Source organism: Pseudomonas sp. PDM03 (genome assembly GCF_014852385.1).
Taxonomy (GTDB): Bacteria; Pseudomonadota; Gammaproteobacteria; order Pseudomonadales; family Pseudomonadaceae; genus Aquipseudomonas; species Aquipseudomonas migulae.
This window is the reverse complement of the sequence record NZ_JACVBM010000008.1, coordinates 144732-167262: the sequence shown is the minus strand read 5'-3', so window position 1 is coordinate 167262 and position 22531 is coordinate 144732. Positions and strand designations below refer to the sequence as shown.

The 22531-nt window shown below is 60.2% G+C and carries 18 protein-coding genes; 8 read left to right on the top strand and 10 right to left on the bottom strand.

Features of this window, described 5'->3' with window-relative positions; translation table 11 throughout:
* The first annotated feature begins 11 nt into the window (after positions 1-11).
* From IB254_RS14330 to IB254_RS14315, 4 genes are all read left to right on the top strand, one after another.
* Entirely contained in the window at positions 12-890 is an 879-nt protein-coding gene (locus IB254_RS14330; protein ID WP_192417849.1) for an endonuclease/exonuclease/phosphatase family protein, read from the top strand.
* The gene (locus tag IB254_RS14325) at positions 887-2950 is read left to right on the top strand and encodes a GGDEF domain-containing protein (RefSeq protein ID WP_192417848.1); all 2064 of its coding nucleotides are present in this window, start codon (positions 887-889) and stop codon (positions 2948-2950) included. Before IB254_RS14330 ends, IB254_RS14325 begins: the two co-directional genes overlap by 4 nt.
* Before the next feature lie 102 nt (positions 2951-3052).
* Positions 3053-3835: an N-acetylmuramoyl-L-alanine amidase gene (locus IB254_RS14320; RefSeq protein ID WP_192417847.1), complete on the top strand. Its 783-nt coding sequence runs from the start codon at positions 3053-3055 to the stop codon at positions 3833-3835.
* 76 nt (positions 3836-3911) lie between these two features.
* The gene (locus IB254_RS14315; protein WP_192417846.1) at positions 3912-5525 is read left to right on the top strand and encodes an EAL domain-containing protein; all 1614 of its coding nucleotides are present in this window, start codon (positions 3912-3914) and stop codon (positions 5523-5525) included.
* Between the two features lie 7 nt (positions 5526-5532).
* On the opposite strand, the gene IB254_RS14310 is transcribed toward IB254_RS14315, so the two are convergent.
* The gene (locus IB254_RS14310; RefSeq protein WP_192417845.1) at positions 5533-7323 is read right to left on the bottom strand and encodes an ATP-binding protein; all 1791 of its coding nucleotides are present in this window, start codon (positions 7321-7323) and stop codon (positions 5533-5535) included.
* Between the two features lie 10 nt (positions 7324-7333).
* Entirely contained in the window at positions 7334-8680 is a 1347-nt protein-coding gene (gene algB / locus IB254_RS14305; protein WP_192417842.1) for a sigma-54-dependent response regulator transcription factor AlgB, read from the bottom strand.
* Positions 8681-9117: 437 nt separating this feature from the next.
* Between algB and IB254_RS14300 the strand changes: the two genes are divergently transcribed.
* From IB254_RS14300 to IB254_RS14285, 4 genes are all read left to right on the top strand, one after another.
* The gene (locus IB254_RS14300; RefSeq protein ID WP_192417840.1) at positions 9118-9405 is read left to right on the top strand and encodes a hypothetical protein; all 288 of its coding nucleotides are present in this window, start codon (positions 9118-9120) and stop codon (positions 9403-9405) included.
* Positions 9406-9486: 81 nt separating this feature from the next.
* Positions 9487-9651 carry a DUF1328 domain-containing protein gene (locus tag IB254_RS14295; RefSeq protein ID WP_003177151.1) on the top strand — a complete coding sequence of 55 codons (165 nt, stop codon included), beginning with the start codon at positions 9487-9489 and terminating at the stop codon, positions 9649-9651.
* Between the two features lie 833 nt (positions 9652-10484).
* Complete coding sequence (gene gltP / locus IB254_RS14290) at positions 10485-11816, top strand: glutamate/aspartate:proton symporter GltP (protein ID WP_008044718.1); 1332 nt, start codon at positions 10485-10487, stop codon at positions 11814-11816.
* 186 nt (positions 11817-12002) lie between these two features.
* The gene (locus IB254_RS14285; protein WP_008027633.1) at positions 12003-13232 is read left to right on the top strand and encodes a nucleoside recognition domain-containing protein; all 1230 of its coding nucleotides are present in this window, start codon (positions 12003-12005) and stop codon (positions 13230-13232) included.
* A gap of 115 nt (positions 13233-13347) precedes the next feature.
* Here the strand turns inward: IB254_RS14285 and IB254_RS14280 are convergent, their stop codons facing one another.
* From IB254_RS14280 to IB254_RS14245, 8 genes are all read right to left on the bottom strand, one after another.
* Complete coding sequence (locus IB254_RS14280) at positions 13348-13974, bottom strand: ABC-type transport auxiliary lipoprotein family protein (RefSeq protein ID WP_192417838.1); 627 nt, start codon at positions 13972-13974, stop codon at positions 13348-13350.
* Complete coding sequence (locus IB254_RS14275) at positions 13971-14909, bottom strand: MlaD family protein (RefSeq protein ID WP_192417836.1); 939 nt, start codon at positions 14907-14909, stop codon at positions 13971-13973. The genes IB254_RS14280 and IB254_RS14275 overlap by 4 nt, the downstream gene beginning before the upstream one ends.
* Before the next feature lies 1 nt (position 14910).
* Complete coding sequence (locus tag IB254_RS14270) at positions 14911-15714, bottom strand: ABC transporter ATP-binding protein (RefSeq protein WP_192417834.1); 804 nt, start codon at positions 15712-15714, stop codon at positions 14911-14913.
* A complete protein-coding gene (locus tag IB254_RS14265) occupies positions 15711-16859 on the bottom strand; it encodes an ABC transporter permease (RefSeq protein ID WP_032828683.1) in 1149 nt (382 codons plus the stop codon). Before IB254_RS14265 ends, IB254_RS14270 begins: the two co-directional genes overlap by 4 nt.
* 54 nt (positions 16860-16913) lie before the next feature.
* The gene (locus IB254_RS14260) at positions 16914-17942 is read right to left on the bottom strand and encodes a DUF5924 family protein (protein WP_192417828.1); all 1029 of its coding nucleotides are present in this window, start codon (positions 17940-17942) and stop codon (positions 16914-16916) included.
* Positions 17943-18149: 207 nt separating this feature from the next.
* Positions 18150-19526, bottom strand: coding sequence for a M16 family metallopeptidase (locus IB254_RS14255; RefSeq protein ID WP_192417827.1), 1377 nt, complete (start codon positions 19524-19526; stop codon positions 18150-18152).
* A gap of 181 nt (positions 19527-19707) precedes the next feature.
* On the bottom strand, positions 19708-21366 hold the full coding sequence (locus tag IB254_RS14250) for a Na/Pi cotransporter family protein (protein ID WP_192417825.1): 1659 nt from the start codon (positions 21364-21366) through the stop codon (positions 19708-19710).
* Between the two features lie 312 nt (positions 21367-21678).
* The gene (locus IB254_RS14245) at positions 21679-22446 is read right to left on the bottom strand and encodes a TerC family protein (RefSeq protein WP_192417823.1); all 768 of its coding nucleotides are present in this window, start codon (positions 22444-22446) and stop codon (positions 21679-21681) included.
* Positions 22447-22531 lie beyond the last annotated feature (85 nt).

Sequence of the window (22531 nt, the reverse complement as noted above, 5' to 3'; positions counted from 1 at the left end):
CGGGACCTGCCATGCGCCGCTGGGGTACTGAACGCGTCGTTGGCCTGCATGATCCGCAGGTCAACGAGCATCACCTGGAATCGACGGGCCTGCCCGCAGACAGCCGTCTGCGCTTGCTCAGCTTCAATATCCAGGTCGGTATCAGTACCGAGCGGTATCGGCACTACCTGACCCGGGGCTGGCAACATCTGTTGCCGCACACCGGGCGTGCCGACAATCTGCAAAAAATCGGCAATCTGCTGGGCGACTTCGATCTGGTTGCACTGCAGGAAGCCGATGGCGGCAGCCTGCGATCCGGCTACGTCAATCAAGTGGAACACCTGGCGCAACTCGGCGCCTTCCCCTACTGGTATCAACAACTCAATCGCAACCTCGGTCGTCTCGGCCAGCACAGCAATGGCGTGCTCAGCCGCCTGCGCCCGTGGGCGATTGAAGATCACCCGCTGCCGGGGCCCAAGGGTCGCGGGGCGATCCTGGTGCGCTTCGGCGAAGGTCCGGAAGCACTGGTGGTGGTCATGATGCATCTGGCGCTGGGCGCCCGCACCCGCAGCATGCAACTGGCTTACATCCGCGAGTTGATTGGCGGCTATAAACACCAGGTGCTGATGGGTGACATGAACACTCATGCCAGTGATCTGCTGCAAAATTCCGCGTTGCGCGACCTCGGCCTGCTGGCGCCGCAACTGGAAGCGACCTTCCCCAGCTGGCGCCCGCAGCGCTGCCTGGACCACATTCTGCTGAGCCCGACCCTGACGCTGGAAAAGGTCGAAGTGTTGGCTCAACCCATTTCCGATCACCTGCCGGTCGCGGTAGAAATTCGTCTGCCGGGTTCGCTCACGGCCGATGCATTCCCCGCGTTGAGTCCTGCCCCTCGCGGAACCCCTGAATGAGCGACGAAGCACAGCGCTGGAAAGAGAAATACCTCAAAAGCATCGAACAACAGGAAAAACTCGAGCGTCGCTGGGACGCCCGGCTCGACTTGCTGCGTCGGGGGTTGGTGCGCAGTACGCTGGCGGCCGAGGGCACTGACCGCGCTGTTGACCAGTGCATGAAAGAAATGCGCGAGGTCATCCGCACCAATGACATGGATGCGGGCCTGGCGGCGCTGCTTCCGCGACTGGAAAAAGCAGTACTCGACTCCGAACAGCGTCGCGAAACCCGAGTCAATCAGACCAGTGCCGCGCTGACCTCGCTGGTAACGCAACTGCAAACGTTGCCGTTGCCCCGGGAAGTGAGCCGGCCACTCAAGAACTTTGCCAAAACCCTGGACGGACGCGTCAGCCAGGCGCGCGAGATCCCGTTGCTGCTCAGCGAACTGAGCGGCCTGCAAGGCAAAGCCTTGAATCAGCTGGAGACCCCGACAGAACCCGGTCGCCCGGGTTTGCTGCAACGACTGTTCGGCAGTCGTGACGCGGATGAAGCCACTCCGGAAGCTGCGGCTCCGCAGGCCCAGGCGTCCGCTCCAGCGCCTGTAGAAGCCATTGCTGCTTTGCCTACCGAGACGCCGCGAGTCGCCGTCGAATCCGCACCCGTCGCAGCAGAGCCACCAGTAACCGCGCCTGACACGCACGCGGCCGCACCCGAGCCGCCAGTGATCGAAACGCCTACAGACGCCCCGCCGCCTGCCGTCGTGGCGTTTGTCCCGCCAGTTGTTGAGCCTCAGCCAGTACCCGACGTGGAAACACCGGCCCCGCCGCAGGTTCAACAACCGGAGCAACCGACACCCGCCGCGATGACACCGGTTGTCGAGGCTCAACCGCCTGCCAATCCCGACGAACTCACCCCGGTGGTGCTTCTCGACAGCTTGCCCCTGCCCTCGCCCGTGATCCAGGCGCTGGCCGCCATCGATCCGGAACAACCTGAACACGATATTCTCTACGCCCTTCCGGACTCGCCCGAGCCGTCCTACAGCTCAGTGGCCAAGCACATCGAAGACACGCTACTGGGCCTGCTCGACGACCTGTCGCTCCCCGAACGTCATCGCCCACAAGCCGAAGCGATGCGTGATCGCCTGCAAAACGGTTTGAACTGGTACGAATTGCTGCCGATCCTCGACGATCTGGCAACTTTGATGCTGGCGATCAACAACAGCGGACAGCACGAGTTCGAAGTTTATTTGCAGCAACTCAACGAACGCCTCGAGTCGTTCCAGAGCAACTTGCAAGCCGCCAGCGATGGCCATGCCGACAACCAATCTGCGGCACGGCAAATGGACACGCAGATCCGCGAACAAGTCGACGGCTTGCAGAGCAGCATGCAGGAAGCCGCCGACCTGGACGACCTCAAGCATGTGCTGGAGAACCACCTCGAAGGCCTGTTGGGCACCATGGACCAACACCAGAAGCAGCGCGACGAACGCGAACAGGAAGTGGCCGCCCGCCTGAAAGGCCTGGCCGAACGGGTGGCGCACATGGAGCAGGAAGCCCAGGGTTATCGCGAACATCTCGAAGAGCAGCGCCAGAAAGCCTTGATCGACCCGCTGACCGGGCTGCCGAACCGGGCGGCCTGGAGCGAGCGGCTCGACCACGAAATCCATCAGTGGCAGCAGCACGGCAACACCCTTCTGCTGGCCATGCTCGACCTCGACCATTTCAAACGCATCAACGATAACTATGGTCATCTGGCGGGCGACAAAGTGCTGAAAATCATCGCCACGGTGTTGCGTAAGCGCCTGCGAGGGACAGATTTCATTGCACGCTTTGGCGGAGAAGAATTTGTCCTGTTAATGCCCGGCACAGTGCCGGCCGTCGGCGCAAAACTGTTGGAAAGCTTGCGAGCGGCGGTCGAAGCCTGCCCGTTCCATTTCAAAAGCGAGCCGGTGACCATCACCATTTCCATGGGACTGACAGCGTTCAAACCCGGCGAACACAGCGATCTGGTGCTTAAAAGAGCCGATCAGGCGCTGTATCGTGCAAAACATGCCGGGCGTAACCGAGTGGAACTGGGCTGACGGCCAATTGTTCCATTTTGTTTAAAAGCTCGCGCCGACCATTCTCGCGCAAGGCAGTACGTTACACTGTTGCATTACTGTCTTGCGCGTACTGTCTCTACCATGAAATTTCTCACCCTCTTCGTGTCGCTGATCCTGTTGGCCGGCTGTGCCAGCGGACCTCGGTTCGACACCAGCCATCCTTCGGCCAATCACGACAGCCGCGTTCAATTCGTGGTGGTGCATTACACCTCGGCATCGCTGGAACGCTCGTTGCAACTGTTGACCCACGGCGAAGTCAGCAGCCATTACCTGATCGGCGACGACACAAACGCCACTATCTATAAGTTGATGGACGAAAACCAACGGGCATGGCACGCCGGAGAGAGTGAGTGGCAGGGTCGGACCTGGCTGAATTCCAGCTCCATCGGCATTGAAATCGTCAACCCAGGATTCAAGGAACTCCCGACCGGAGGGCGTTACTGGTATCCCTACAGCGAAGCTCAGGTCCAGTCCTTGATCGTCTTGCTAAAAGACATCAGCAAACGTCACGCCATCAGCCCCCGCAGCATTATCGGCCATAGCGACATCGCGCCATTCCGCAAGCTGGACCCGGGGCCGCTTTTCCCCTGGAAGCGCCTGGCCGCCGAAGGCCTTGGTGTTTGGCCAGACGAGCAGACCGTGGCGCGGCAACAAGTGCAGTTCGATTCGAAACTGCCGAGCGTCAGCTGGTTTCAGGCGCAGTTGGCCCGCCTCGGTTACGCCACGCCGCAAACCGGCGAGCTGGATGTGGCGACGCGTCACGTGATCGGCGCCTTTCAAATGCATTTCCGGCCGTCGCGCTTCGACGGCATGCCGGATGCGCAGACAGCTGCACTTCTCCAGGTGTTGAATCAGACAAAATAATGACGCCCGCCCGACGGTTCGGGCTTTTTCCCAATCAGCAGCTATAACTCATTGGTAATTCTTCGGATATTCCCATATGCCTGCTGCTCGAGAGACGCTTCGTAGCTGGTTCTATCGCCCGTGGTTTTTGGCGATGCTGGCGGCTGCCCTGAGCAGTGCGTTGCTATTGGCGCTCAGCCTGTTCGTGGCCATTCATCAGATCGAGCAGAACGAAAGCCTGGAAATGAACGCGCAAGGTGAGCGATTTCTTTCGCGCCTGGAGCAGTTGTTCGGGCAACTGCGCGAAGGCCTCGATGATCTGGAGGCCCAACCGCTTCGAACCTGCGACAAAGACATGATCGCCACTTTGCAGCAGGTCACCTTCAATTACCGCTTCATTTACGAGGCCGCGTATATGGATGCCTCGAAGATCTGCTCCAACCGACCGAGCCAGGAAGGACTGTCGCTGTCACGAGCACCGGACATTCAAGACCCCACTTACAGTTATTGGCTGAACACCACCACCGAACCTGATGAAAACCGCGCCGCACTCATGCTCGGACGGGGCAACTTCCGAGTCGCGACCTCTCGCGGACATTTGACCGACATGGTCGACCTGTCGCCGGGCAGCAGTCTTTTGGTGATACTCGACCACGGCACCCGCGCGATTCCGGTGCTGGGCTCCCCGCAAGCCTGGCCGCCGACCGAGCCTTGGCCACCGAAGAGCAGCGAAGCCTTGCAAGTCACCCCGACTCGCTTGATTTACCTCATGCCGACCAAAAGCCCCGAATACCAATTGGTGCTGATCACCCCGCGCACCGCCGTGAATGTGCCCACCGCCTGGTGGTGGCTGGTACCGGCCAGCCTGGCATTGGGAGTCCTGGTGGGCTTCATGGTGTTTCTGCTGGTGCGTCAGCGGCAGTCGCTGGACGCCGAATTGACCGGTGCGATACGACGTGGCGAGTTGCAGGTGTTGTATCAACCGATCTTCGACCTCGACAGCCGCAACTGCGTCGGAGCCGAAGCCTTGCTGCGCTGGCGCCGGCCGGATGGCACCCTGACCAGCCCCGATCTGTTCATTCCGATGGCGGAGAACACCGGCCAGATCCGTCAGATGACCGACTTCGTCCTGCAACGCCTGCTGGAGCAATTGGGGCAGTTGTTGCGGGCCAATCCGCAACTGTACATCTCGGTCAACCTCGCTGCGTGCGATGTCATGGTGCCGCGAATCGGTCAGGTGATGGCGCGCCTGCTGACCTTGCACCGTGTCGCAGCCAAGCAGATTGCCTTTGAGGTGACTGAACGGGGATTGATTGACGTGGTGGTGGCCCGGGAAAATCTGCAGGCCTTGCGTGATGTCGGGCATCAGGTATTGATCGATGACTTCGGCACCGGCTATTGCAGCCTCGCCTATCTGCAAACCCTGCCGGTGGACTGCCTGAAAATCGACAAGGCGTTCATCGATGCGCTGGGGCATGACGCCGCCAGCAGTGGCGTGGCGCCGTATATCATTCACATGGCCCAGTCGTTGCACTTGAAGGTGATTGCCGAAGGCATCGAGCATGAAGCCCAGGCCGCATTTTTGAGCAGTGAAGGGGTGAAGTTCGGTCAGGGCTGGTTGTTCGCCCATGCATTGAGCGCCGTACAGTTCATCGAACTGATTACCCGGGGTCGGCGACTGGCCGGTCGACGCCTGGACGACGAAGCGTAAACGCGCGTTAAACCGCCAACGCCATGTAGAACTGCGTGCCCTGCCCCGGCCGCGAATAAACCCCCATCCGCCCACCGTGCAACTGCACGATTTCCTTGCACAACGCCAGGCCGAGCCCCGCGCCACCCTTCTTGCGCCCGACCTGCACAAAAGGCTCGAAGATCCGCCCCTGCTGGCCGTAGGCGATGCCCTCGCCATTGTCCTCGACGCTGATGATCACCCGCTCCCCATGACGCCGCGCCTGCAAGCGTATCTGGCCGTCAGGGCCGGTATGTCGCAAGGCGTTGTCGATCAGGTTATCGAGCACACGGTCCAGTTGCGGTTGATCGGCCTGCAACCACGGTAACGGACCTTGCACCTCCACCAGCAGGTTGATGCCCTTCTCTTGTGCTGAATCGGCGAACCGCGACCGTGCCCGCTCAAGCAGCTCCTCGATGGAACACGGCGCCAGCGAGAGTTTCTGCAGTCCGTTCTGATAGCGGGAGAAGTTCAGCAAGTCGTTGATCAGTTGCATCAAACGCTGCATCTCTTCATTGACGGTGTCCAGCAGGTCCGCTTCTCGCGAGTCCTGCGCAAAGTGCGTGCGCTCCCGAAACAGGCCGAATGCCATGTGCATCCCGGTGACCGGCGTTCTCAGCTCATGGGACGCACGCAACACAAACTCGCTGCGCACTCGCTCGAAAGCACGCTGCTCGGTGACGTCATGCAACACCATTACCGCGCCCAGAATCTGGGCCTGGGTATGACTGACCGGCGTCAGGCTGTACGTGAGCAACCGCGACTCGCCATCGACCTCGATACTCAGGTCCTCCGGCGCCCGCTCCAACGTGCCGCCACGCAGCACCAGTTGCAGCTGTTGATCCAGCTCGGGGCGTTCGAGCGCGGCCCCCAGCCCCTGACCAAGACGATCGGTGTCCCAACCCAACTGGCGCTGCGCCACCGGGTTGAGGTGTTCCAGATGGCCGTCGCGGTCGATCATCAGCAGCCCGTCATCAATGCTGTCGAGCACCGCCTGCAAACGCTGCTGGCCGGCGAGCAATTCGTCGATATTAGTCGCCTGATGCTGACGCAGAGCCTCGGCCATGATCCCGAAACGCTTGGTCAGCAGATTCATTTCCACTGCCGAGGAAATCGGCAGGGTCACCTCGAAATTGCCTTGGCCGATGTTGTCGGCGGCCTGCGCCAACGCCTCGATCGGTTCGCCGAAACGACGTGCAATCGCATGAGCGGTGACGAAACCGATGATCAGCACCGCCAGCCCGACCAGACCGAGCAGGCCGGCAATCAGCAGCGCTCGTTCCCGCGCCTGACGTTGCGTTTCATTGATGGTATCCAGCGCTCGCTTTTGCTCGGTAATCAGCCCGTTGCGCAATACGTTGAGTTTTTCGGCGAGGTCTTCGTTGCCACTCAGTAAGTGGGACGGATCGTGTGCCTGGTCCAGCGCCTGAAGAAACCGCAGGTAATCGTCCTTGGCTTGCCTGAAACCGTTTTGGCCACTCTCTTGGTTCTGCTCATGGGCGATGCCTTCATCCACCAACTGCAGATAATGCAGCCTGGACGTTTCAAACGCCGCAGGATCCGATTTTTCGCCCAGCATGAGGATCAGTTGATCGCCCAAGGTCTGGCGCATCTTCAGGCCCAGATCCAGGGTGACGAAATTGTTGCGAATCAGCGCTTCCTGGGTTCCCGCCATCTGCATCACGCTGACCAGACCGAGCAAAAGCCCCAACAGCGCCACGGTGATCAAGGCGGAAATACTCAGAAAAAGCCGAGTACGCAACTTCATCGCCAGTTTCATCGCGCAGGGCTCACAAGTTGTACTGCTTGCGTTTGCGGTAGAGCGTCGAAGCGTCGATGCCGAGGGTCTTGGCGGCCTGATCCAGGGTGTCGGCGGTGGCGAGGACCGCGCCGATGTGGGCCTTCTCCAGTTCATCCAGGCTCAGCGCAGCGCCGATGCGTGGCGCATTGTTGACCGGGGTTTCGGCCATGCCCAAGTGGCTGATTTCAACCCGTTCCTGTGGACAAATAATGCTCGCCCGCTCGACCACGTTGCGCAGCTCGCGGATGTTCCCGGGCCAGCGATAGTTGAGAAGCGCTTCACGGGCTTCTTCACTGAAGCCCCGCGCAGGACGCGCGTATTCCTTGACGAACCGGGCCAGAAAACGGTCAGCCAGGTTCAGAATATCTTCCCGCCGTTCGCGCAGCGGTGGCAGGTGCAAGGTGATGACGTTCAGGCGATAGAGCAAATCTTCACGGAAACGTCCGTCGCGGACCATGTCTTCAAGATTGAGGTTGGTGGCCGCGAGGATGCGCACATCGGCGCGGCGGGTGACCGGATCGCCGACGCGCTCATATTCCTTGTCCTGGATGAATCGCAGCAACTTTGGCTGCAATGTCAGGGGAAAATCGCCGATTTCGTCGAGAAACAGCGTTCCGCCATCAGCCTGGTTCACTCGTCCGAGCGTGCTCTCACTGGCGCCGGTGAACGCGCCACGGCTGTGACCGAACAGCTCGCTTTCCATCAGTTCGGCGGTCAGCGATGGGCAGTTGATGGTGACGCAGGATTTTTTCGCACGCTTGCTCCAGCCATGAATGGCCTGGGACAGCTCCCCCTTGCCGGTACCGGACTCGCCTAGGATCAGGATGTTGGCATCCGTGCTGGCCACCTGGCGGGCGGTTTCAAGCACCACTTTCATCGCCGGGCTGTGGGAATCCAGACCGTCCTTGGGTTTTCGCACTTCACCTTCCAGCGCCTCCAGACGGGCCGACAGTTGCCGCACTTCCAGTTGCTTGGCGGTGGCAAGGCGCAATTGATCGGGGCTGCACGGCTTGACCAGATAATCAGCGGCGCCGGCCTGAATGGCATCCACCGCGGTGTCCACAGCCGAATGTGCGGTGACAATCACCACGCGCATCCACGGCGCCTGAATGCGCATCTGCGCCAACACGTCGAGGCCATTGTCCTCGCCGAGGCGCAAATCGAGGAAGCACAGGTCGAACACCTGGCGTTGCAGCAGCGCATCGGCCTGCGCCGCGCTGGTGGCGGTGGCGACGCTATAGCCTTCATCTTCGAGGCAGTATCGGAACGTTCGCAGGATGGCGGATTCGTCGTCCACCAGCAGAATGCGGCCTTGATGCTCAGTGGCTGATTCCATTTTCCTACGCTCCTTAAAGAATGATCTTGGTTTAGTCCCGGAATAATCGGGCAAGTTGCATGGTTGATTCTGGTCGATTCCGGCTACAGCAGGGTAGCTCGCCCCTCACCCTACGGCTAATCGCCTGATTTTGTTGTTTTTTTATCAGATAGCCGGTTTTCAGGTGATTCCCCATCTTTCCTTGTGACATCCACGCCCTCCCCGCAATTCAAAAAAAGTGAAAGTTCCTACAAATCCATCGTGCATTACGCACGACTGTGGAAGAGCCATCGTGCAGGATGCGTCCGGCATGATTTTTATGAGAATCATAACTATCTGATTTTATTGGTATTTATCATCATTAAAAGCTGGCATGCAGGCTGCAACAACCTGATTAACCAGGGCATTCAGAAACGAGGCCCATAACAAGATCACTACAGAGTGGGAGGAGCTTCAGGATGAATCGCCAACGTGCCGCCCAATTGCGTATCTCGCCACTGCATATCCAGCAAGGCCTGCTTGCTGTTCTGGCGCTCCTGATCACCTTGGTCGGCGGCCAGCAGTTTCAGCGTTGGGAGCAGAGCCAACAGCAAGAAGCGCCAAGCGTGTCGATTCAGCATCCGACCCAAACCCACTTCAGCGCCGTCAGCAGCAGCTTCGCTGACAGCGCCCCGACGCGAATGATGGATGTCGACCAGGCTCAGCCTGCGGACGAGCTGACACGTCAGGAGCGTTGGGTGTTCTAGACACACGAACTTGGCGCGCTCGCGGCGCCGGGAAACGCATCACAAGCAGCCTCTCTAAATAGAAGCGTAAGGAGAATGACCATGTTGAGCTGGGCAATCACATTCTTGATCATTGCCATCATCGCTGCAGTACTGGGCTTCGGTGGTATCGCGGGCACCGCCACGGGTATCGCCAAGATTCTCTTTGTCGTGTTCCTGGTGATGTTCATTGCTTCGTTCTTCTTTGGCCGTCGCGGTCGAGGTTGAAGATGAGCGGTTCACCCAAAACGTTGGCAGCCGCCCTGCTCCCGGGCGGCAGTGCCATCGCGATGGCGGCCAGACGCGGCGAAGAAAACAACTGAAGAAAGATCCGGGCTGGTACCGAATTTGTCACACGAAAGAAGCAGCATTGCTTCTCTCCAATGCGCTACCTGAGGAAGGTAGACGCATGACCAAGGGGTCGGGACGTTCTGCCTGTTTCAGGGGCGGAGTGACCTACGGGTACAGGGAGTACCTGCGAAAGGGCCGGGTCAGGAAAAAGCTGCGACGCAAGCTCGTCTTCCCTCCATGGCTCGACGGGCTTGCGAAGAGCTTGCGCGCAAAGCTTTGAAATAGAGCGATCCATCCGGTTTCGCTGTTCCAACCTCTCATTCGCACGACTAATCACCGGAAAATACTTTTCCCGGTGTTTCTTTCGTGACCGTACATCGAGAAAAAACTGCCCTATTTTGCAGCGATTTCTCACCTCTGATTGTCGGATTTTTCTGAAATACCTCTCCCGCACCACTGATCAAAAAATACCCAGCCTGCCCGGAGATGACCGGTTCACGGCACATATGCCTGCCGAAATGTCATATTCGAACCGTTTGCGACGTCGCTTTCAGTGAAAAAACCTCATGCCGATTCGGCATAGGGTAGGCGTTTACGGCATTAGACGTCGCATCCTTGCATCGGAATAGTTGCGCCTTTTTTCGCCTGCCAGAGAGCTATAAATACTCGCTCCGGGGCACCTTATACGGGGGCAGATGCACAAGACTTTTTCGCCAAAAGCGTTCCAGTTCCCGCATCTGCCTGAGTCAAACGCAAGTAAGGGTAAAGATATGAAGAAGGCAAAGCTTAGCCTCGCCTGGCAGATCCTAATCGGTCTGGTATTGGGGATTGCAATCGGTGCGCTGCTCAACCATTTCAGTGCCGAAAAGGCTTGGTGGATCAGCAACGTTCTGCAACCAGCAGGCGATATCTTTATCCGTCTGATCAAGATGATCGTGATCCCGATCGTGATCTCGTCGTTGATCGTCGGTATTGCGGGCGTCGGTGACGCGAAGAAACTCGGCAGCATCGGCCTCAAGACGATCATCTACTTCGAAGTCGTCACCACCATCGCCATCGTCGTTGGCCTGCTGCTCGCCAACCTGTTCCACCCGGGTGCCGGCATCGACATGAGCACCCTGGGTACCGTGGATATTTCCAAGTACCAGGCGACCGCCGCCGAGGTACAGCATGAACACGCGTTCATCGAAACCATCCTCAACCTGATCCCATCCAACATCTTCGCGGCCATGGCCCGCGGCGAAATGCTGCCGATCATCTTCTTCTCGGTGCTGTTCGGTCTCGGTTTGTCGAGCCTGAAGCCTGAGTTGCGCGACCCGCTGGTAACGATGTTCCAGGGCGTGTCGGAAAGCATGTTCAAGGTCACCCACATGATCATGAACTACGCCCCGATCGGCGTATTCGCACTGATCGCGGTGACCGTGGCCAACTTCGGCTTCGCGTCCCTGCTGCCGCTGGCCAAACTGGTAATCCTGGTTTACGTCGCCATCGCCTTCTTCGCCTTCGTGGTGCTGGGCCTGATCGCTCGCCTGTTCGGTTTCTCGGTGATCAAGCTGATGCGCATCTTCAAGGATGAGCTGGTGCTGGCCTACTCCACCGCCTCCTCCGAAACCGTGCTGCCACGCGTGATCGAGAAGATGGAAGCCTACGGTGCACCGAAAGCCATTTGCAGCTTCGTGGTGCCAACCGGTTACTCGTTCAACCTCGACGGTTCGACGCTTTATCAGAGCATCGCGGCAATCTTCATTGCCCAGCTCTACGGCATCGACCTGTCGATCAGCCAGCAATTGCTGCTGGTCCTGACCCTGATGGTCACCTCCAAAGGCATCGCCGGCGTTCCGGGCGTGTCCTTCGTGGTGCTGCTGGCAACCTTGGGCAGCGTGGGCATCCCGCTGGAAGGCCTGGCGTTCATCGCCGGTGTCGACCGCATCATGGACATGGCGCGTACCGCGCTGAACGTGATCGGCAACGCCCTGGCCGTGTTGGTCATCGCCCGTTGGGAAGGCATGTACGACGACGCCAAGGGCCAGCGCTACTGGAACTCCCTGCCGCACTGGCGCAGCAAGGAAAAGCTGCCGGTCGGCGAAGTGTCCAACAACTAAACCTGTAGGAGCCGGCTTGCTGGCGATGAACGATAACGCGGTATGTCTGATAAACCGCGGTGTCCGGATCGCCAGCAAGCCGGCTCCTACAAAGATGTGGCGTTTATATGAACCCCGGAGAAATCCGGGGTTTGTCGTTTCTGGCTACCCCGCTATCATTCGCCGCATTCTTCGGGGGATTTACTGATGCTCAATGGCCTTTGGCTTGGCTTCTTCATTGTGGCGGCCGTGTCGGCGCTGGCGCAGTGGCTGATCGGCGGGAATGCCGGGATCTTCGCGGCGATGGTGGAAAGCATTTTCGCCATGGCCAAGTTGTCGGTCGAGGTCATGGTCCTGCTATTCGGCACCCTCACCCTCTGGCTGGGTTTTCTGCGGATCGCCGAAAAGGCCGGGATCGTCGAGTGGCTGGCCAGAGCGCTGGGCCCGTTGTTCCTGCGCCTTATGCCGGAAGTGCCGGCCGGTCACCCCGCCATCGGCCTGATCACCCTGAACTTCGCCGCCAACGGCCTGGGCCTGGACAACGCCGCCACGCCGATCGGCCTTAAAGCCATGAAGGCGCTGCAAGAGCTCAACCCCAGCGACACCATTGCCAGCAACGCGCAGATCCTGTTCCTGGTGCTCAACGCCTCCTCCCTGACCCTGTTGCCGGTGACGATCTTCATGTACCGCGCGCAGCAAGGCGCGCCGGATCCGACGCTGGTGTTCCTGCCGATCCTGCTGGCCACCAGTTGCTCGACCATCGTCGGCTTCCTGGCTGTCGCGTTCATGCAACGCCTTCGCGTCTGGGACCCGGTGGTGCTGGCTTATATGATTCCTGGCGCCCTGATCCTTGGTAGTTTCATGGCGTTGCTGGCAACGCTCTCGGCCACCGCGCTAGCCAGTTTGTCGTCGATCCTCGGCAATCTGACGCTCTTCGGGATAATCATGCTGTTTCTGGTGATCGGCGCGCTGCGCAAAGTGAAGGTCTACGAGGCCTTCGTCGAAGGTGCGAAAGAAGGCTTCGACGTGGCGAAGAATCTGCTGCCGTATCTGGTGGCGATGCTCTGTGCCGTCGGTGTACTACGGGCGTCCGGTGCGCTGGATTTCGGCCTCGACGGTATTCGGCACCTGGTGGAATGGGCCGGTTGGGACACGCGCTTCGTCGACGCGCTGCCGACAGCGATGGTCAAACCGTTCTCCGGCAGCGCCGCGCGGGCGATGCTGATCGAAACCATGAAGACCTCCGGGGTAGACAGCTTCCCTGCCTTGGTAGCGGCGACGATTCAGGGCAGTACCGAGACGACGTTCTATGTGCTGGCCGTGTACTTCGGCGCGGTGGGGATTCAGCGGGCCCGGCATGCGGTGGGGTGTGCGTTGCTGGCGGAGCTGGCCGGGGTGCTCGGCGCCATTGGCGTCTGCTACTGGTTCTTCGGGTGAGTTTGGGATTTTTCGCTGGCAAGCCAGCTCCTGCAGGATTGTGGCGTTCACGCACCGTGCGTACAACACCGAACCTGTAGGAGCTGGCTTGCCGGCGATAAGGTCCGCAGGACCTTCAGGGCCTAGCTGGTGGCGCGACTTTCTGTCCTTGCTCAACCGCCCAATCCACCACCTGCGCCGTCAGCTGATCGCTTGCCAGGCCAAACCCGGCCACCACCGCCGGCACCTTCACATCGCTCAGCGGCTGCCGCACTTCAAAGCGCCGGCTGGCGAGAATGCGCTGGTCATAACCACGCACCAGCAACGCATCCAGACGCACAACGACACTCGCCGCTGTGCCTTGGTATTCAGTCTGGAACGCTTGCAAACTCCCGCCCAACTCCAGGTCCGCCTGGAAATTGCTGTCATCGGTGCTCAACAACGGCACCCGGCCATCACGCTGGAAACCATCGAGCAGACGATTGCGCAGCAGCACCGGCGCCGGATCGCTCCAGCGTGAAGCCTTGTAGCTGCTGATCAGGTCCCCCTGAGGGATCACGGCGATTTGCGGACTGTTCAACGCCTCGCTGGCCTGCGGTTTGGTGAGGCGCAGTGACCAGCGTTGCGCCGAGCCATAACTGCCCGAAACGCTGCCCTGGACCGAAGGCAACCGATAGACGTCGGACGGTTCGGACTTGGGCAGGATCGAGCAGGCGCTGGTCAGTGTAAAAACGCCGAGGAGGGCGATGTGAGTCAGCTTCATGGCGTGAACACCTTGTTCTTGTCATTGCCCAGCAAGTAACCGCTCGGGTTGGCTTCCAGGCGCTGGGAGATGGCGCGCAACGAGGTCAGGGTGTCGCGCAACTCACGTACAGCCGGGGCCAGGCCATTGAGGCCTTGCATGCCGCTGTTGAGTGAATCCTGGTTGTTGGTGAGCAACGTATTGATGGTCGCGCTGCTTTGTTCCAGCGACTTCATCGCCTGCTCGGCGCTGCCGAACATCTGCTTGCCCTGATCGTTGAGCAAACCGTTGGCGTTGCGCATCAGCGTCGACGTCTGTTCCAGCATCGCGCCCGCCTGCTTGCCGACCGATGCCAGTTGCTGCATCGCCTGACGGATGTCACCGCGCTGATCGGCGATGGTGCCGGTGGTTTGTTCCAGGTGTTCGAGGGTCTTGCTGATGCGCTCGACGTTCTCCGACGAAAACATCTGATTGGCGTTGTGCATCAACACGTTCACGCCGGCCATCAAGTCGTTGCTGTCGTTGAGCAAACGGGCGATGGGCGAGGGCGAGGCCACAATCGTCGGCAAGTTGCCGTCGTGGCCCTTGAGCGTCGGGCTCTGCGGCGTGCCGCCACTGAGCTGGATGATCGAGGTGCCGGTGATCCCGGTCAGCGCCAGTTTGGCCTGGGTGTCTTCCTTGATCGGCGTATCGCCGCCGAGGCGAATCCGCGCCAGCACGCGACGCGGGTCTTTCGGGTCCAGGCGCAAGCTCACCACATCGCCGACCTTGATCCCGCTGTACTGCACGGCGCTGCCCTTGGACAGGCCGCTGACCGCCTCGTTGAAGACGACCTCGTAATCCTTGAACTCGGTGTCGACGCTGGACTTGGCCAGCCACAGACCGAAGAGCAGGGCGCTTGCCACCACAATCACGGTGAACAGGCCGATCAATATGTGATGGGCTCGGGTTTCCATGTCAGACCTCGTTAAGCTGTTGAGCGGCTGTCAGCGCCGCGCGGCCGCGAGGGCCATGGAAGTATTCGTGAATCCACGCGTCATCGGTTTCCGACACCTTGTCGATGGCGTCCGCCACCAACACTTTCTTCTGCGCCAGCACCGCCACGCGGTCGGTAATGGTGTAGAGCGTGTCGAGGTCGTGGGTCACCAGAAACACACTCAGCCCTAACGCGTCGCGCAGGGTCAGGATCAATTGATCGAAGGCTGCCGCGCCAATCGGATCGAGGCCGGCTGTGGGCTCGTCGAGGAACAGGATGTCCGGGTCCAGCGCCAGCGCCCGGGCCAGTGCCGCGCGCTTGATCATGCCGCCGGACAGCGAAGCGGGGTACTTGTCCGCCGCCGACAGCGGCAACCCGGCCAACGCCAGTTTCACCGCCGCCAGGTGTTCGGCATCGTTACGGCTCAGGCCGGCGTGTTCGATCAGGGGCAGGGCGACGTTCTCGGTCACGGTCAACGAAGAGAACAGCGCGCCTTTCTGAAACAGCACGCCGAAGCGCCGTTCGACCATCGAGCGCTCGTGTTCGGACAGGGTCGGCAGGTTTTTACCAAACACTTTCACCACGCCTTCGCTGGGCTGGCGCAGGCCGACAATGCTGCGCAGCAGCACCGACTTGCCACTGCCGGAACCGCCGACCACCGCGAGGATTTCGCCCTTGTACAAATCCAGGTCGAGGTTTTCGTGCACGCTCTGACGACCGAAGCGATTGCACAGCCCACGGACCTCAATCACCGCCTCGGAGGGCGCTCGGGGTAGACGACTCACCAGCCCATCTCCATGAAAAACAGCGCGGCCACGGCGTCGAGCACGATCACCACGAAAATCGACTGCACCACGCTCGACGTGGTGTGCGCCCCGACGGACTCGGCGCTGCCGCTGACCTTGAAGCCTTCAAGGCAACCAATGGCGGCGATCAGGAAGGCGAAGATCGGCGCTTTGACGATGCCGACCAGAAAGTGCTGAACGCCGATGTCGGTTTGCAGCAGCGACAAGAACATCGCCGGCGAGATATCCAGCGCCACGGCGCAGACCACGCCACCGCCGACAATCCCCGAAAGCATCGCCACAAAGGTCAGCATCGGCAGCGCCACCAGCAGCGCCAGCACGCGTGGCACCACCAGCAACTCCATCGGGTCGAGACCCAAGGTGCGGATGGCGTCGATTTCTTCGTTGGCTTTCATCGAGCCGATCTGCGCGGTAAACGCACTGGCGGTGCGCCCGGCCATCAGGATTGCGGTGAGCAACACGCCGAACTCACGGAGGAAGGAGAACGCCACCAGGTCCACGGTGAAGATGCTCGCACCGAAACTCGCCAGCACCGTTGCGCCGAGAAACGCCACCACGGCGCCTACCAGGAAGGTCAGCAGGGCAACGATGGGGGCGGCGTCGAGGCCGGTCTGTTCGATGTGCGCGACCATAGGCGTGATGCGCCAGCGCTTCGGGCGGAACAGCCCACGGGCGATGGTTTCCAGTATCAGACCGACGAAGCCCAGCAGCTGCAGGGTGTCTTGCCAGACGGCATCCACTGCACGGCCGATGCGGGTCAGCAACTGAATGCCGACGCTGATTTCCGCTTCCTTGATCGGTACGCAGAAGTCGGTCATCGAGCAATAAACGGTCTGCAACAACGCACGATCGGCGACAGACAAGGTGCAGTCGGGATGTTCAGCGGATTTGCCGAGACGGTCCGAACCGAGCAATTCCACCAACAGCGATGCGCCGGCGGTGTCGAGCGCGCCGAGGCCATTGAGGTCGATGTGGGTTTTGTCGTCGTATTGGCCGCGAAGCTTTTCGCTCAGGTCCTTGAGTTCGGCGTAATGGGCAAGCGTCCAGTCACCCGTCACCCGCAGCTGAGCGGGGGAGTGAGCGGCGTCCAGTTGGGCATTGCCGGCCATTGTGCTGCTGGTCATAAGCTCCGTGCTTGTTCGGCTGTTACGCAGAGCTACGTAATAGCACGAACCGCATTACTTTTCTTTGGTCGGTGTGCTGTCCGTGATCTTGAAGCGCAACACGCCGATCAACTGGCCGTCCTCGGTCAGCACCCGAACCTGCCACTTGCCCGCCGGGTTACCGGGGAAGTTCTGCTTGTGGGTCCAGGCGCGATAGCCTTCCTTGCGCCCGCCGTGGATGTCCAGGGCGATACGGTCGACCTCTTTGCCGTTGAACTGCCACACATGGTAAATGCGCTCGTCGAGACCGCGCGGGGCATTGATCGCGGTGTAGGCGTACAGGCCATCGCCACGGATCTGCTCGGCGCTGACTTCTTCGAGACTCTTGCCCGGCGTGCGGTCCTGCATTTGCGTACTGATCGCCACATCGGTCATCCACAACGTGGCCGGCGGCACCCACGAGCGCAACACCCAACCCACGCCGCCGATGCCGACGGTGATGCTCAGGATTGCCAGCGCATTGCGCACGGTGCGAATAGGGAAGATCGACGCCAGGCTCGGGAACGACAGCACGACGGCGGTGCCCAGCGCCAGTTTGAAACTCTGGGAGGTGGTCAGGTGCAGGATGACGGGCAGGGCGGTCAGCAGCGCGGCAAACAGCGTCAGCGTATGCAACGCCAGGAACGCCCAGCGCCGGGGCGCGAGCCACTTGTAGTAAAGCGGATCAGTGATGGAAATCAGCGCGGCGATGCACAGCAGCCCGGTGAAGAACAACTGACCGCTGTTCCAGGTGGTGGTGATGAAAAAGAACGGCAGGACAAAAAACAGGCTTTCCTGGTGGATCATCTGCGTCGCATAACGCAGCAACGGCTGGGGAATTTCCCGTTTGAAGATTCGGGTGAAGAGCTTGGTGAGGCTGTTTTCCAGCATCAGCCAGATCCAGCTCAACACCATGATGATGGTGATCCACGTCGCCAGGCCTTGCTGACGATCCACCAGCATGAAGCTGCCGACCCCGGAAATGAAACCGCCGAGCGCAATGACCCCGGGATAGCGCTTCATCAGTTCGAGGATGCGCTGTACGAACAAGGTCAGGGTAGGCATTCGGCGGTTCACAATAGTCGTAGGAAAAAACCCCGACAGGTTACCGCCCGGGGGGCGGTGTGGCGAGGGTGAAGTAGAGTTCGCTGGCCTACGCAAAACTGTAGGAGCCGGCTTGCTGGCGATGGACTCAAAGGCACCGCGTTTATTCAGAAAATACGCGTTATCGTTGACGACCATCGCCAGCAAGCCGGCTCCTACAGGGGTTGGTTATTGCTTACGATGTATGCGCCACGCCACTAGCCCGAGCACCATCAAAGCGAACGCCCCGGCAATTGCCCACAGCACCTGGTCATAACTCATCAACGGCTTCTCGATCCGCAGATAACCCGGTTGCAGGAGCAATTCACGCATGGCCTTGTTGGCTTTTTCCAGCGTAACCCCCTGGAGTTCCTTGGCCGGGTCGGCGAAGCGGCCGTCTTCGTAGTCGCTCAACGCGCTCCAGTAGTAATCGGCCAACGCGCTGTTGCCTTGCACGGCCCAGGCCTGGCGCGCGATGGCGGCCTGCTTGAGGCGGTTGAAGGTGCCGGCGTTCAGGCCGTCCTTGAGCAACCCGGCCTTCAACTCATCCAGCACCTGTTCCGCCGCCGTCACATCGTCGCGCTCAAGGTCGGCGTGGAGGCTCATGAAGCCCACGCCGCCAAACACTTCGCGCTCGGCGGAGGGGCCGTAGGACAGACCATGGGCGAGGCGCATCTGACGATAGAGCGCCCAGTCCAGATAATCCTTGAGCAGGTCGAAGGTTTCGTCGTGCTGATCCGCCAGCACGGGCTCCGGCACCAGCCAGTGCAACTTGGCACCCGCACCGACGATACCGTGACTCAGCGTGCGTTCATGGGCTGCGCTGGCGTTGATCTCCGGCAGCGGCGGGTGATCGGTAGGGTCAACCGCGTCAAGCTCGCCCCAGGCCCGTTCCAGATAACCCGGCAACAAGCGGTCGAGGTCGCCGACCACGATCAGGGTCATGTTATTGGGCGCGTACCAGGCCTTGCGTACCTTCTCCAGTTGTTCGCGGGTCAGGTAATCGACCTCGGCCCGCTCCGGGCATTTAAGGCCCAGCTCCACGGCCAGTTGATTGCTCGCGGTGTGGCCCAGGTCCTGACGATCCAGCCACCGCTGCAGGTGCGAGTAGTGACCACCGTCTTCGCGCTCGACCACTTGCTTGGCAGCGTTGATGGCGTTGTCGTCGATACGGGTCTGGGTCAACAGCGCCAACAGCAGGTCGAGGACCTTGCGCTGGTTTTTCGCCGGGGCCTCGATGACGAACGTGGTGTCGGCGTTGCTGGTGTAGGCGTTCCACTCGCCGCCCAGCGCCTGCATGCGCTCTTCCAGACCACCTTCGCCGGTGGCGTCGATGCCACTGAACAGCAAGTGTTCGAGCAGGTGCGGCAGCTCCTTGTCGGCGCAGCTGAAATCATCGATGCCGACGCCGACCACCAGGCGAATCGCCACATGCCCGCGCTCGGTGCCGGGCTTGAGCAGCAATTGCAGGCCGTTGGGCAGCGTATAGCCCTCGACCTGGAAGCGGTCCAGGGCAAACGAAGGGAATGATCCGAGCAACAGGCAGGCGAACAACAAACAACGCATAGCGAGTTTCCATACGGCTGATTTGGAGATCCGTGTCGTCAGTCAGGGCCTCTTCGCGAGCAAGTCGAATCGTCGCACCGCCGCTCCCACAGAGGAATGCATTTCAAATGTGGGAGCGAGCCTGCTCGCGAATGGCCATCAAGCTGAATACATATAACTGACTGACCACACTGCCAGACGTTCAAGGCGAATGTGTGATGTCAGCCAAATCATCTACAGCGAGCGCACCGGTGTCAGACGTTTCCAGCACCACGTAAGCACTGCTGCAAAACAGAGAATTCAGACGCTTCATGTCGGCGATCAGCTCCAGGTGCAGCGAGCTGGTCTCGATACTCTGCACAATCTTACGTTGCAACCGGCTGACGTGAGCATGGGCCAGGCGGCGTTCCTGTGCACGAAAGCGACGCTTCTCCCGCAGCAGCTGGCGCGCACTTTCCTTGTCGGCGCTGAGGAACACCGACAACCCCAGGCGCAAATTGGAAATCAGCTGGCTGTGCAGCCCCGCCAATTCGTCCAGGCCGACCTCGGAAAAAGACCGGCGCTGCGAGGTTTTCTGTTGCTGCACCTTGCGCAACATGCGCTCAATCAGGTCGCTGGCGAGTTTGAGGTTGATCGCCAGTTCGATGATTTCCGCCCAACGCCGACTGTCCTGTTCGCTGAGGTCTTCACGGGGCATTTGCGCCAGATAGAGCTTGATCGAGTTGTAGAGCGCATCCACATCATCGGTCAGGCGACGCATTTCCTGGGTGACGGCAGTTTGCTTGCCGCGCAGCACGTCGAGCATGGCTTCGAGCATGCTGTCGATCAGATCGCCGATGCGCAGGGTTTCCCGGACGGCATTGGCCAGCGCCAGGCTGGGGGTGACCAGCGCCGTCGGATCAAGGTGTCGCGGTTTGGCCGTGCCGTTGATTTCCGGGCGTTCCGGCAAAAGCCAGGCACAAAGCCTCGCCATCAGGCCGACCGTCGGCAGCAAGATCAGGCAGCGAGCCGTGTTGTAGAGCAAGTGGAAGCCGATGACCATTTCCTGGGGGCTGAAGTCGAGGCTGTCGATCCAGTGCACCAACGGGTCGAGCACCGGAATGATCAGCAACAAGCCGATCAGCTTGTACAGCAGGCTCCCGAGCGCCACCTGACGGCCCGCGGCGTTCTGCATGCTGGTGCTCATGAACGCCAGAATACCGCTGCCGATGTTCGCGCCGATCACCAGGCCGATGGCCACCGGCAAGCTGATCACGCTGGCCCCGGCCAGGGTCGCGGTCAGCAGGACGGCGGCCAGGCTGGAGTAGGAAACCATCGCGAACAGGGCGCCGACCAAGGCATCGAGCAGGATGTCGCCGGTCAGCGAGGCGAAGATGACCTTGACCCCTTGCGCCTGGGTGATCGGCGCCGCCGCTTCGACGATCAGTTGCAGGGCCAGAATGATCAGGCCCAGACCGATGGCCACCCGGCCCATCTGGCCGAGTCGTGTCTGTTTGCGCGACAGGAAAAAAATCACCCCGAGGAAAATCAGCAGCGGCGACAGCCATGACAAATCAAACGTCAGCACCCGCGCCATCAGCGCCGTACCGACATCGGCGCCGAGCATGGTCGCCAGCGCAGGCATCAGCGCCATCAGGCCCTGACCGACAAAGGAGGTGACGAGCATGGCGGTGGCGTTGCTGCTCTGGACCATGGCGGTCACGACTATGCCGGCGATGAACGCCAGCCAGCGCTTGGACATGTTCTGGCCGATCACATGGCGCAGGTTGGAACCGTAGACCCGCAGGATGCCGGTTCGGACGATGTGCGTGCCCCAGATCAACAAGGCCACGGCAGATAACAAATTGAGCAGGGTGAGCATAAGGGCCCCCTGTGGTGGTAGCGCCCCAAAGGAGCAAGTTGACGGTGCCGCGCGACTTTCTACGTTGTGTACTTAAGCTGTAGTTGGCTAACGGTCTGCGCGCCAGCATCGCATAGCTAAAGAGGTGATTGAAACAAAACTGTCATGAAAACAGCTTGATGCAGACGTGAAAAAGGGGCCCGAAGGCCCCCGATTCATGTAGGAGCGAGCCTGCTCGCGATGGTCGTTAACGAAGACGCTCGCTTACAGGATAAACGCGGCGCCCCTGAGTCCATCGCGAGCAGGCTCGCTCCCACAGGTTTTACGTGTGACTTACTGCCCAGGAATATCCTTGCGCAGTTTCACCGGATCCTGCTGTTTCTTCTTTTTCGCAATCGCGGTGCGCATCTTGATGTTGATCGCTTCCACCGCCAGCGAGAACGCCATGGCGAAGTAGACGTAGCCTTTTGGCACGTGCACGTCGAAGGATTCAGCAATCAGCACGGTACCGACGATCAGCAGGAACGACAGCGCCAGCATCTTCAGCGACGGGTGCTTGTCGATGAACGAGCTGATGGTGCCGGAAGCCAGCATCATCACCAGCACAGCCACAACAATCGCCGCGACCATGACCGGTACGTGGGAGACCATGCCGACGGCGGTGATCACCGAGTCCAGCGAGAACACGATGTCGATGATCGCGATCTGGACGATGGTGTAGAAGAAGTTGCCGCCCTTGCCGCCCGGCTCCTCGTTGGATTCGTCTTCACCTTCCAGCGCGTGGTACATCTCTTGCGAGCTCTTCCACAGCAGGAACAGACCACCGAAGAACAGGATCAGGTCTCGCCCGGAAATGCCCTGGCCGAACACTTCGAACAAGTCAGCGGTGAGGCGCATGACCCAGGTGATCGACAGCAGCAACAGAATCCGCGTAACCATGGCCAGCGCCAGGCCGAAGATTCGGGTGCGCGCCTGCATGTGCTTGGGCATGCGGCTGACCAGGATCGAAATCATGATGATGTTATCGATACCCAGGACGATTTCCAGGGCGGTCAGGGTAAAGAAGGCAACCCAGATTTCAGGGTTGGTCAGCCATTCCATGTGTATTCCTTTGAGGATGTGTTAAACCACAAAGGGCCCGGGCTTCAAACAACGAAGCCTGGACCCCCAGTGGTGAGTCTTGGGC

Bases quoted from the DNA above. Each gene is read 5' to 3' on its own strand.
- IB254_RS14330 (WP_192417849.1), top strand. From the start codon at position 12: ATGCGCCGCTGGGGTACTGAACGCGTCGTTGGCCTGCATGATCCGCAG.
- IB254_RS14325 (WP_192417848.1), top strand. From the start codon at position 887: ATGAGCGACGAAGCACAGCGCTGGAAAGAGAAATACCTCAAAAGCATC.
- IB254_RS14320 (WP_192417847.1), top strand. From the start codon at position 3,053: ATGAAATTTCTCACCCTCTTCGTGTCGCTGATCCTGTTGGCCGGCTGT.
- IB254_RS14315 (WP_192417846.1), top strand. From the start codon at position 3,912: ATGCCTGCTGCTCGAGAGACGCTTCGTAGCTGGTTCTATCGCCCGTGG.
- IB254_RS14310 (WP_192417845.1), bottom strand. From the start codon at position 7,323: ATGAAACTGGCGATGAAGTTGCGTACTCGGCTTTTTCTGAGTATTTCC.
- algB (WP_192417842.1), bottom strand. From the start codon at position 8,680: ATGGAATCAGCCACTGAGCATCAAGGCCGCATTCTGCTGGTGGACGAC.
- IB254_RS14300 (WP_192417840.1), top strand. From the start codon at position 9,118: ATGAATCGCCAACGTGCCGCCCAATTGCGTATCTCGCCACTGCATATC.
- IB254_RS14295 (WP_003177151.1), top strand. From the start codon at position 9,487: ATGTTGAGCTGGGCAATCACATTCTTGATCATTGCCATCATCGCTGCA.
- gltP (WP_008044718.1), top strand. From the start codon at position 10,485: ATGAAGAAGGCAAAGCTTAGCCTCGCCTGGCAGATCCTAATCGGTCTG.
- IB254_RS14285 (WP_008027633.1), top strand. From the start codon at position 12,003: ATGCTCAATGGCCTTTGGCTTGGCTTCTTCATTGTGGCGGCCGTGTCG.
- IB254_RS14280 (WP_192417838.1), bottom strand. From the start codon at position 13,974: ATGAAGCTGACTCACATCGCCCTCCTCGGCGTTTTTACACTGACCAGC.
- IB254_RS14275 (WP_192417836.1), bottom strand. From the start codon at position 14,909: ATGGAAACCCGAGCCCATCACATATTGATCGGCCTGTTCACCGTGATT.
- IB254_RS14265 (WP_032828683.1), bottom strand. From the start codon at position 16,859: ATGACCAGCAGCACAATGGCCGGCAATGCCCAACTGGACGCCGCTCAC.
- IB254_RS14260 (WP_192417828.1), bottom strand. From the start codon at position 17,942: ATGCCTACCCTGACCTTGTTCGTACAGCGCATCCTCGAACTGATGAAG.
- IB254_RS14255 (WP_192417827.1), bottom strand. From the start codon at position 19,526: ATGCGTTGTTTGTTGTTCGCCTGCCTGTTGCTCGGATCATTCCCTTCG.
- IB254_RS14250 (WP_192417825.1), bottom strand. From the start codon at position 21,366: ATGCTCACCCTGCTCAATTTGTTATCTGCCGTGGCCTTGTTGATCTGG.
- IB254_RS14245 (WP_192417823.1), bottom strand. From the start codon at position 22,446: ATGGAATGGCTGACCAACCCTGAAATCTGGGTTGCCTTCTTTACCCTG.